Here is an 11,734-nt window from a genome sequence, read left to right as displayed (position 1 = left end):
AAATTTAGGGGCTTTAAACCCTGTATTCGGGGCTAATTTTTTTTCTGTTCCCTGTTAAGAGTTCCCTGTTCCCGCCCCGAAGGGGCTTGGTAAGTATTGATTTTTGTCTCGCCTCAAGTCAATTGGTCAAAAATGTAGTTATTATTCAAGTTTATCAATAAACTCAGAACATTTTGGCGCTAGTGAAGCGATGGTACTGTTTCGCAGCAATGTGACTAATGTGGCTGTCAAATGCTTATAAGGTTTCAAGACAGGTAATCATGGGAAAATCCCAAAAGGGCTGAAAAAGCTTTCTTTTCCTACTCCCCACTTCCTTTTTCAAGGTAGCGATCAAAAAGTATTGCTGTCACTTTGGCTGAAAGCTAGATAACATTAGATTCGGCGAGTTTACTGTTCGGGAGTGCCAAAATGTCTAAACAGCTGGGTCAAAAAATTGCACCTACACCTATATCAAATGATATCAATGTGGTGGATTTGATCGATCAATACTTCACCGCTTACAACTCAGCGCGGTTGCGGGAAATCTGCCAACTACTGAGTCGCGATGTGCTTACGGAAGGTGTCACGGTGGGAGTTAGCCTTTCCGGTGCGATGACGCCAGCAGGATTTGGGGTTTCAGCACTTGCACCCTTAATTCGTAACGGCTTTATTGACTGGATGATTAGTACTGGTGCAAATCTTTACCACGATATGCACTACGGTTTGGGTTTTGAACTTTTTGCTGGTAATCCGTTTTTGGATGATGTGAAACTTCGCCAAGAAGGCACTATCCGCATTTATGACATTATCTTCGGTTACGATGTGCTGCTAGAAACTGATGCGTTCATCCGCAAGATTCTCCAAGGAGAAGCGTTTCAAAAGCGGATGGGAACGGCTGAGTTTCACCATTTATTAGGTAAATATGTTCGGGAAGTAGAAAAGCAATTGGGTGTGCAGCATTCCTGCTTGTTAGCTACAGCTTATGAATACGGCGTACCGATTTATACGTCTTCTCCAGGAGATAGCTCAATTGGGATGAACGTAGCGGCTTTAGCATTGGAAGGTTCGCAGTTGGTGATAGATCCATCAATTGACGTGAATGAGACAGCAGCGATCGCATATAATGCCCGTGAATCAGGAGGTAAAAGTGCAGCTGTAATTCTCGGTGGCGGTAGTCCTAAGAACTTTTTACTACAAACTCAACCGCAACTTCACGAAGTTTTGGGGTTAGAAGAACGAGGACACGATTACTTTGTGCAGTTTACCGATGCGCGTCCAGATACAGGTGGTTTATCTGGGGCAACCCCATCGGAAGCGGTCAGTTGGGGTAAGATTGACCCAGATGAGTTACCTAACACAATCGTTTGTTATACCGATAGCACGATCGCTTTACCACTGGTGACAGCCTATGTTCTTAATAAATGCCAGTCTCGTCCCCTGAAGCGTATTTACGACAGGCGAGAAGCCATTTTGGATAAACTGCAAAAAGACTATCTAGCAGCCAAAACTCGACCATCAGATCAGGTTCCAGCAGTAGTTGCTGAAAGTGCTTCACAGCAAACAGCGACTTATCCCTGTGGTCGGCTGATTCCCAATACTCACTAGGGGAATAGCGAATAGGGAGATGAGGGAGTAGGGGGAGATGAGGGAGTAGGGGGAGATGAGGTAAAAAAATTGCTTCCTCATCCCCCTCACCCCCCTCATCCCTTCCGTCCAATCAACAAATAAGTTGTCATCTTCCCTTTGCTTTTAACTTCGATTTGGCCCCGCTTTTCAAATAAAAATTCATCACATAAGCACTTATAAATATCTTCTGTAACCTGGATTTTACCAGCAATACCTTGAGATTCCATGCAGCTAGCGATGTTTACCGTGTCTCTCCAGAGATCACAAGTAAACTTGTTTAGATCAATTTCTTCTGCCACTACGGAACCGCTATGGATGCCGATACGAATACTGAAATTTTGGTTATTCTCAGTATTGAAGAGAGCGATCGCAGTTTGCATATCCAGTGCCATAATAGCGATCGCTTGAGTATGATCTGGGCGGTGTGTGTGTAAGCCGCCAACTACCATATAAGCATCGTCAATGGTTTTGATTCTCTCTAAACCATATCGTTCGGTGAGGCGATCGAAAGCTGAGAAAATTGGGTTGAGTAAGTTCAGTAGTTGAATTGCACTCATAGAAGCAGCAATTTCGCTAAAGCCGATGATATCTGCAAATAAAACTGTGACATCAGTAAAACCTTCGGCAATGCCGGCTGCTTCTCCTTTAATTTCTTTGGAGATTGCTGCTGGCAAAAGATTCAGCAATAAACGTTCAGTTTCTTCTTGCTGATGGCGCAACGCTGCTTCTGCTGCTAGTCGCTGGGTGACATTGCGAAAAATACCGCGAATCGCAATCGGATGACCTTCGACAAATTTACAGTTAATGTTACCTTCTAGAAAGATTGTTTGACCGTCTTTAGTAACAAATGTGGCTGTTACTTGCCCAAGCTTTTCTCCTGATAGCACGCGATAAAACCTTTGCAAACAGTATTGTTTAAACTCTGGATGTATAATATCAAAAATATTCATATTCGCAATTTCGGCTTCGCTGTATCCCAAAGTTTCTCGCCAAGCACGATTAACATACAAAAAACGCCCATAAGCATTGACAGCTTGAATCAAGTCATTAGCATTTTCAAATAAATCTCGATATCGTTCTTCACTTTCTCTAAGAGCATTTTCTACTTGTTTGCGTTTGATAAACTGGGCGATTTGGCTACCAATAGAACCCATCATTTGCAATAGGTCTTTATCTTTTGGTTGTACGTCCCGACTGAAGAAAACCATCACTCCTAAGATTTCACTATCGTCTAAGATCGGGAAGCCAAAAGCTGCGTGTAATCCAGCCTCAGTAGCGGCTTGCGATCGCCTTTTATCTCCATCTTCTGTGATATCTTTAATCCACAAAGGCAAACATCTAATCCAAATTCGACCAGGTAAGCCAACGCCAGGCGTATAGGTAGTTTGCCACGTGATTGCTTTAAACTCTCGGACAGAAATCAATCGACTTGACCAAATTTCCACACATCTTAGTACTGCATTAAGGCGATCTCTTGGTACTGAAGTGCCAATATATTGACTTGGTGTCCAAAGCTCGGCTAAATCCCATCCCAAGTTTTGACAAATTGACTGTAAAATCTGCGGAATTACCTGCTTGACACTTTGGGATTCTGATAATATGCGAGTGATAGCATATTGGGCACTTGTACGCTGTTCTCGGTGCTGCCAAGCAGTAATATCTCGACCAATGTAGACAATATCTTCTAGTCCTTCTGTTTTTTTCGTAATTACTGAACAAGAAAAAGCAATCAACAGTTTTTCTCTAGTTTTTGTTCGACAAACTACCTCTATATTTTGTAAATTTCGCTTCAAATAAGAATGCTGATAAATAGCTTCTATGAATATTTGATTATTATCAAATATTAGTGATATCGGTTGGTCAATTAATTCTTCTTCCCTAAAACCAAATAGGTTTTGAGCAGCACGATTAACTTTTTTTATTTTTCCTGTGTTACTGGTTACTAACAAAGCATCTGCCATTGAAGTGATTACTTGTTCCATGTAGTTCTCACATGAGATTAAAGCACTTGATAGCAGATTCGTTTCATTGGCCTGCTGTGCTAGCTTTTGCTTTAAAACAAGCCTGTCGGTAACGTCTTCAATCAGGACTATTAATTTATTTTCTTGCTGTTCGCCGATAATATATATATCTATATATACATAAAGATTATGCTCTGAATATCGTTCAATTGCTTGTAATTCAAACAGTTCTTGCTCCCCTTGTAGAAGAGATTTCAGGATATTTTCAAGTCCTCTCAACTCAGGAAAACTTAGCCGGACATCTTTTCCCCGAATCACGTCCTCAGGATGTTCTGCAAACCGTTGTACTTGCTCGGATGTATCGATGATGCAGAAATTCTCATCCAGTTCCAGGCGTTCAAATTTAAGGAGAAAAGAAGGTTTGTTAAAAATCCGGTCTAGTACTTGGTCTTTCATTATGGTATGGAAACAGACTTTAGACTTATCTTTAAAAGGAAGATTTAGAGGAAAGAGGAGATTTTAAGAAATAGGAAGAAAAAACCTCTAATTTTTGCGATATGAAACTATCATTCTACTGAAAAATTAGGTACTAAAGTCCTGACTACGAACTTGCTTACCTATAAATTTCAACTTTATAGATTACTAGGAGTAAGCTTTGGAGTTACTCGATCGGACTTAAGTAAGTAGGCATAAATAAGCTCGCGTAATATTTTGAATGTATTTCTTTTGGATGATTGACAATTGAATAGAATAGTGGATTTTTGAGGCTTGTACTCAATAGTGGTCTTCATCTTTAACTTTAACAAAATAGAAGTTGCTAGAATTCACAATTGAATTCTAGCGACTAACAGATGGCGCAGCATTAGCGATTCCGCATGGTTTTGGATTCTTCTTCAATTCCATCCATGAGATTTATGATTGTGCGCTGGCTGCGAGTTGATTCCAGGCTTTAACTACTGTCTGTAAATTCTTGGGTAGGTTATTTTGAGAAATATCGTTGTACTGAACCGTACCCTCTTGGCTGGTCAGAGTATAGGTGATATAATCAGCAGCACCGCTAGGGGCTGGGTAACTCAAATTCTGAAATTTACTAAACTTAGAACGTTGTAGCGATCGCACAAACTGTTTTACCTGTTGCACAGAAACACGGCGAACACTACGCTCAGAATCATTGGCATCACCAATCCGCACGCGAATCAATCGCCCATCTTTGAGTAAAACAGTCTCGTAGGTTCTGCCAGCAAAACCACCACTGGAGATTTGTCGAAAGACTATATCTCGATCTAAGGGTGGTGGTAACTCGCCAACTGGAATTTGCACAGGGACCAGTGTATTTTCGTTAGCCTTTTGATTGAGCCTGAGTAAAGAACCTGTTTGATTGGTATGATAAATCCAGTTTTGTTTGCCATTAGATACCACAATTCGCCAACCCGAAATTAATGCTTGGGTACAGAGTTCATCAGGTTGAGGCATTTCTAAGCAACCATTGCGCCAAGTCTGTTGACTATAGTCAATAATTTGCAGTTCTCTGGTTGAAATTCCCTGTCTACCGGCTAAATCTCGCAGTACCGCATTAGCTACTAGATGTGGCAAACGGTTTGGTTTAATATTGTCTTTGAGGACTTCATTGCTTGTTTGTAGGGAGAAGTTCGCAGAAGCCCCCACAGCACCTTTGATAAGTGTAAAACCGCTAGAAACAGATAAAATTCCAGTCAGAATCAAAGCCGTGAAAATCCGCATTTGATTGGTATTAAAGTAGTTTTTCAACATGAATTTCATATTAATATAGAAGGAAAAAATAGTACCCAGCTACTAATGGATAATAAAGCATATAATTCCAAAATTTCACAATTCGGAATTAATTTAATATTTGTCTTTTGAAACAGATGTAAAGACAGACGCTAATGTATTGATTGTTTGTTCCTTAGGAATAAGAATTAAATAACATACGATTTATGTCCCTGGTTTACCTCACCCTCAATCCCTCTCCGATATATTGGAGAGGGAAGCTAGAGACAGGATGAGGTTTTACATATTATTTAATCCACGTTCCTTAATAATTTAGGGAACCGAAATATTAAACCCTTCCTAGCAATTCTGGAAAGTTATGCTTGTAGATTTGCGCTACCCTAAGTTAGGAAGCCAAGGATAAATCATAATGAAAAAATGGATTTGGCTGATACTGTTAGCGCTGATGGCAGTTGTGATGGTGGGTAGCAGAGGTAGCACGTTTTTTGAACAGCGTCCTTCACCGACAATTGTTGAGCGCATTCCAGTAGAAACACCCGAACCACAGCCAGAGTCGAAGGAAGTTGATAATATCCTACAAGTGTCTACTGACAAGCTGTTAACTCATATCCAAAAGTTAAATTTTCAGCGCTACACAACAACAGAGCGATCGCTTACTCGCACTTATATCACAACTGAACTGAAAAAATTAGGTTGGAAGCCTAAATTAGAACATTTCTCCGATGGTGTGAATATTTTTGCCGAACGCTCAGGAACTAACAAAACTGCGAAAGCAATTCTCGTAGGAGCGCATTACGACACTGTTGCCTCATCCCCTGGTGCTGATGATAACGCCAGTGGTGTAGCCGTAGTGCTGGAAGTCGCCCGATTGCTTGGTTCCCATCCCACGCCACGAACATTACAGCTAGCTTTTTTTGACCAAGAGGAAGCAGGGCTTTTAGGTAGTCAGGCTTTCATTAGCAAGACAGCACGCTTACAAAACTTAGGCGGAGCGATCGTTATGGATATGGTAGGTTATGCGTGTTACCGTGCTGGATGTCAGAAATACCCTGCTGGACTGCCTGTTAAGCCACCTAGCGACAAAGGCGACTTTTTAGCAGTAATCGGTGATACAGAACATTTATCTTTACTGAGTGCCTTTCACAACTCACAAAATATCCCCTCAACCGCCCTGAATAAACAGGAATTAAATCTGCCAGCAGTGCTAACATTGCCGATTCCTTTTAAAGGTTTACTGACACCCGATACCCTACGCAGCGACCATGCACCATTTTGGTATCAGGGCGTGGGTGCTGTGCTAGTGACAGATACCGCAAATTTACGTACTCCGCACTATCATAAACCTAGCGATGTTCCAGCAACTATCGAGCGATCGTTCTTCACAGGAGCAGCACAGATTGTAGTTAATGCTACGACTGTATTATTAGAGAAGACAGACTTATGAATTATGTTGACTAGTACAACACGGCGTAAATAAGCTACCCATTTAAAATAGCCAGAATGCTTACAAAATAAGCATTCTTTCTTTTTACTTTTGCCTTCTTGTACTAGTCTTTGGTTCCGGGAAAGTCAATGTCCAGTTCTGTTTATCATTGAGTTGAAAGTACAAACCTTGGAGAATTAGCCGCAGAGCTATTCGAGTTCTAATAAACTTTCTGACCAGATAAGTTCCTGGTTCAGCAAAGATATCATCAAAGTTTTTTTGATAACCAGATTGTTTGGAACAATAACTGCCAGCACCTTGAACTGTCACCACAAAAAATGGAGCTTGTTTGTATTCATCAGGAATCATAAATATTCCATATACATGGTGACGACCACGCCACGGCTGAATAATAACTTTAGTAGCATGTACTTGGAACTTTGTAGTTTTTGATGCTAGAAAAGGCTCGAAATTGCAATCAGAATCATTCACAGTCCACCACAATGTAATAATACTCAGGGAGAGCAGCAAAAGTAGAATATAGCGGAGTCTGTGACGCATAAAACCAAGAAAAATTGTTGATGCGGCTGGTAGAATTTGATGAGTAATGATAATGCAGCTACAGCACTAAGACTATCTACCTGCAACACCTCTGCAACACGCTCTAAAGGTCAAAGAAAAAACATTAATTTGCCTTTAAATTTTCGTGTTATAAAAACTTACATTAACTCAATTTTGGATTTTGGATTTTGGATTTTAGATTAATCCCATACATAAATTGCTCTGGATAAATAATTTTGAACTATCGCTGTTACAGTATTAAACCTAGCGGAGAAATAATTAGGCTTTTGTGGCTATTAACACTGATTTATGCTCAATTTTTTAGCTGTGATGAATTCTACAATTCGTTGCTTTTGATCGGCTTTGTTGGCATCAGTAGATACTTTGAGGATATCTGGGCATAGGCGTAGCCAGTCGTAGGCATCGCCATCAACTTCAGGAAAAAATTTACTTTTATTTCTCAGCCATTAATAGGGTAGTCAAATACACAAATATCCGTTATATTCCCGTAAGTAACACTTGGTATAAATATTTATGGGAAAAAATTGGGAAAGTCTTAAGACAGTTGCGGGTTTCTTGGGCGCGTTGGCTTTGCCCGCCGTAGGCATCGTACTTACACAGTTTGGGGGAAATGCTTCGGCCATTGCGGCTGACACAGTGATCGTGCATTTAGGTTTATTTACAGAATCTATCTCTCTTACTGAGTTGCAAAAGGCTGCAAAAACTGGGGAATTGCCTGAGAGTTTGCAGCCTTACACTAAAGAATTATCTGAACAACAACGCCGCTTCTTCTTGGGGGCGTTGGGTATGAACATACCGATGAATGTTGTCACCGTTGATAAGTTAGTTAATAGTCGGATTGGCACAACTATTCTCAATGACTTCGCTACGGCCTTAGCCAGAAGGGATAAAGCTGGGGTACAAGCACTGAGATCAGGATTGGTATTAGGTTCTACTGCACCGCAGGGTCTTTCTATACTAAGTTTTATTGCCGCTTATCCCAGTAAACGCCTAGAAATTGATTTGCCACAGGCTTTTTTAGTTGCAGGGAGTTTGAATACAGCTTTTTGGCGTACTCAACAATTTATGCTAGCGATCGCTCCCCAACTCAACCCTAAAACTCCGCAGATTGCTTTCCCTTTTGATCCCAGCCAACCAGGAAATGCTCAAGTAAAAATACTCAACTTAAGCCTGAATGACCAAAAGCGCGATCGCCAAATTCCAGTTGATATTTATTGGTCAACTGCTGCAACTCCCGACAAACCCGTAATTGTTCTTTCTCACGGCTTCGCGTCAGTCCGCACAGACTTGCGTTACCTAGCAGAACATTTAGCATCCCACGGTTATGTAGTAGCAGCTTTAGAACATCCCGGTAGTAATCAGGCAAATACTGACTTAGCATTCCAAGGCAAAACCAGAGTTATGAAGCCTCAGGAGTTTTTGGATCGCCCTCAAGATATTAGTTTCGTTCTGGACGAATTAGAAAAGCTCAACCAAACAGCTAATCATCCGCTGCAAGGGAAACTTGCAACCAATAAAGCGATGATTATTGGCTATTCTTTTGGCGGTGGTACAGCTTTAGCACTCGCTGGAGCCGAGTTACAACTAGAACATCTCAAACAACGCTGTCAAAAGAACTTGGCTATCTTGAGTCTGGGAGAAGATATGCAGTGTATCGCTCAAGAACTGCCAGAAAATAGTTATCAACTACGAGATCCCAGAATAAAACAGGCGATCGCTTTCAATCCTACAACTTCTCTGATTTTTGGCGAAACTGGGTTAACTAAGATACAAATTCCTACCCTAGTGTTAACAGGTTCCGCCGATAAAACTACCCCAGCCTTAACTGAACAGATTGTGGGATTTAACAAAATCCCATCCCCCAAATGGCTAGTTGGTATAGTTGGAGGCACTCATTTGAGCGTCAAAGATCCCAGTACCACTTTAGATCAGATAGGACAACCCAATACACCGATTAGTGGCGGTGAAGTTGTGGGTGAACAAGCAGCAGATGTTCGCAAGTACGTTAAAGCTATAGCTTTAGCCTTTGCTGCACAGATGACTCCAGAAGCTAAAAACTACGCTGTCTTTTTGACATCAGATTATGCTCAGTTTGCCTCAACTGCTGCATTTCCATTTCGTCTCATTACGGAAATTCCTCCTGATGCTATGGCAGTAGTAAAAGAATTTGTTGACAAATAAGGAACTTCCAATTACACAAATATCCAATCTTTTTGTAGGCGAGCCAGTGTATTGCCAAGAGTTGCTTGAACAAGACTTACGTACTGACTACGATTTTACGTCATTACGAGCGCTGGCGCAGCCTTTTCTCTAGAGAGGCTGCGCTTACAAGTTCACATACCCTTATGGGGAAGCAAGCTTTAAGAGTAGGAATATTGGGGACGGCAGAAACCACCTTTCCTACGATTAATAGATACAGCAGTTTTCTCTTACATGAAGTACAAAGTTACAGGTTTGGAGACAGGAAGCAGGAGTAGAAACTCTTTATATCTGATGCGTGAGTCTTACATTTTCTACCTCACTTACGTGCAAACTGCTGTAAGTCAGTTGGCACAATAAAATTGGGTTTAATTTTTGATATTTTACTTAGACAAAAGTATACTAGCCTGCTAACAAGCTTATAGTTGCTGTTAAAGCAACACTAAACTTTCACAGTAAAAACAACTATTTAGATATAAACTTTATAATATTTTCGTTAAAAATAATGGAAGCTTGAGAGTGTCAAAATGAGGAGCATCTGCTGGATAATACATCTGTGGTCTAGCTAAAATGCCAAAAATAAAACAGGAGTCAGAATTCAGAATACAGAATTCAGAATACTCTACCCATAAAGGGATAGAGTTTTAAGGCGAGAATATTTTAATTTTTTTCGCCCACCAGGGGCGAAAGCGCGTAGCGGGACGTTCGCGGTAGCTTCTCTAAGAGTTGTACGGTTTTAACCAATATTCATTACCCAATCGTACAGAATTCATACTGAATTCTGACTCCTGAGTTCTGAATTCTTCTTATAAATGAACACAAGTTGCCTAGTGCCAAATATGTTCATGTCTTGAGTAGGATAAAATTATTTAAGTTTGTCAAAATGCTAGAGACTTTTTATCTGCAAGAAACCACATCTGAACACAACAGAAAAATATCAAATCTTGGTTTTCTTTCTAAGATAATAGTTAGTTTCATTCATATAATATTGCGAAACTAATTTTGTATTTAGAATCAAACAATTACTCAATTCCACTTCAGCTTATGCGACTCTATACAACTCGTGAAATCGAACAGCTTCAACAACACGAAGACCTTTCTTCCTTAATTTCAATTATGGAATGGGTGAAAAATTTTTTAGGAAGACCTCATCCTAACTTAGGTAGACCAGGCACAGTTTGCCCTTTCGTTCCTCACTCTCTCAAGTCAAATAGTATTCGTTTAGCAGTTATTCGCACAGAAAATTTATATCCAGAACAATTAGAAGAGGTTGTTAGACGCTACCGAGATATATTTCTGGAAATAGATGATAAAGAGCAGGAATTAGCAATTAATAAAGCTTTTTTACTTATCTTTCCTGACATCCATATAGAAGATACTTCTAAATTAGTAGATAGTATCCAACAAAAACTTAAACCTTTATTTGTTGAGTCAGGACTGATGATAGGAGAATTTCATAAACGTAATGAAAGTCCTGGTTTGCACAACCCAAACTTTCGTCCACTTCGTAGCCCTATCCCTTTGTTAGCTATCCGGTTTATGGTTGAAGCTGACCTCCCTTTTCTTGTGAGTCCAGCCGATCCACACTTACGTATTCGGTATCTGGAAGCTTATTTACAGCGTTTTGGTCATAAATTTACAGATGAAACCAAGTTTAAAAATGCTCATCAAGCATTAGCTCTAGCGAAAGAACAGCTTAAACAAGAAAATTTAGTTAGTTCTTGTGTATAACTCAGTAGTGCTAAAACACTGTAGCTTGCTTCCCGTAGGGTAACTGATCCTATATGTAGATATAGGGGTCTTATGCAAAATACCGACCAAGTTATCCGTGTTAGCAATTGAACCCAACCCCTAGCTGTCTAATTGGTATGTGAGAGCTTGAGACTCAAGCACAGTAAGAAGTTCCGTATGTTGATTGACCAAAGCTTGTATGGCGCTAATTGGGTCATGGTGAAGGCGACGTTTGCGTTGGCAAGGAGCCTCAGCCAAAGCTAATCTACGACAACGAAAGTAAAATACTATTCTTTACCGATGATTTACCAAGCCCCTTCGGGGCGGGAACAGGGAACTCTTAACAGGGAACAGAAAAAAAATTAGCCTCGAATACAGGGTTTAAAGCCTCTAAATTTATTTATGAAAAGAGATAAAAATATTTGAAACGAGATGGCGTCAGCCACGATGTTTCAATGTGTCCTTGTACAAATCCCCTGATTTT

General features: G+C 40.4%; 7 protein-coding genes. 4 read left to right on the top strand and 3 right to left on the bottom strand.

What is annotated here, in order from left to right; genetic code table 11:
• Positions 1-408: 408 nt before the first annotated feature.
• Positions 409-1,584 carry a homospermidine biosynthesis protein gene (locus V7K67_RS03185; RefSeq protein ID WP_334710520.1) on the top strand — a complete coding sequence of 392 codons (1,176 nt, stop codon included), beginning with the start codon at positions 409-411 and terminating at the stop codon, positions 1,582-1,584.
• 95 nt (positions 1,585-1,679) lie between these two features.
• Here V7K67_RS03185 and V7K67_RS03180 read toward each other — a convergent pair whose 3' ends face one another.
• Positions 1,680-4,022, bottom strand: coding sequence for an adenylate/guanylate cyclase domain-containing protein (locus V7K67_RS03180; RefSeq protein ID WP_335165218.1), 2,343 nt, complete (start codon positions 4,020-4,022; stop codon positions 1,680-1,682).
• Between the two features lie 456 nt (positions 4,023-4,478).
• Complete coding sequence (locus tag V7K67_RS03175; protein WP_334731775.1) at positions 4,479-5,345, bottom strand: hypothetical protein; 867 nt, start codon at positions 5,343-5,345, stop codon at positions 4,479-4,481.
• Between the two features lie 379 nt (positions 5,346-5,724).
• Between V7K67_RS03175 and V7K67_RS03170 the strand changes: the two genes are divergently transcribed.
• On the top strand, positions 5,725-6,759 hold the full coding sequence (locus V7K67_RS03170; protein ID WP_334731774.1) for a M28 family peptidase: 1,035 nt from the start codon (positions 5,725-5,727) through the stop codon (positions 6,757-6,759).
• Positions 6,760-6,843: 84 nt separating this feature from the next.
• On the opposite strand, the gene V7K67_RS03165 is transcribed toward V7K67_RS03170, so the two are convergent.
• Positions 6,844-7,299: a hypothetical protein gene (locus V7K67_RS03165; protein ID WP_334731773.1), complete on the bottom strand. Its 456-nt coding sequence runs from the start codon at positions 7,297-7,299 to the stop codon at positions 6,844-6,846.
• A 534-nt stretch (positions 7,300-7,833) separates the two neighbouring features.
• On the opposite strand from V7K67_RS03165, the gene V7K67_RS03160 reads away from it, so the two are divergent.
• Both V7K67_RS03160 and V7K67_RS03155 read left to right on the top strand, forming a co-directional pair.
• Positions 7,834-9,501 carry an alpha/beta hydrolase gene (locus tag V7K67_RS03160; protein ID WP_334711005.1) on the top strand — a complete coding sequence of 556 codons (1,668 nt, stop codon included), beginning with the start codon at positions 7,834-7,836 and terminating at the stop codon, positions 9,499-9,501.
• Between the two features lie 1,062 nt (positions 9,502-10,563).
• Positions 10,564-11,250, top strand: a complete 687-nt coding sequence (locus tag V7K67_RS03155; protein WP_334731772.1) for a DUF6875 domain-containing protein — start codon at positions 10,564-10,566, stop codon at positions 11,248-11,250.
• Positions 11,251-11,734: the final 484 nt, after the last annotated feature.

The organism is Nostoc sp. (assembly GCF_036917155.1).
In the GTDB taxonomy this organism is placed as follows: domain Bacteria; phylum Cyanobacteriota; class Cyanobacteriia; order Cyanobacteriales; family Nostocaceae; genus Nostoc.
This window is presented reverse-complemented; position numbering and strand designations above follow the sequence as displayed.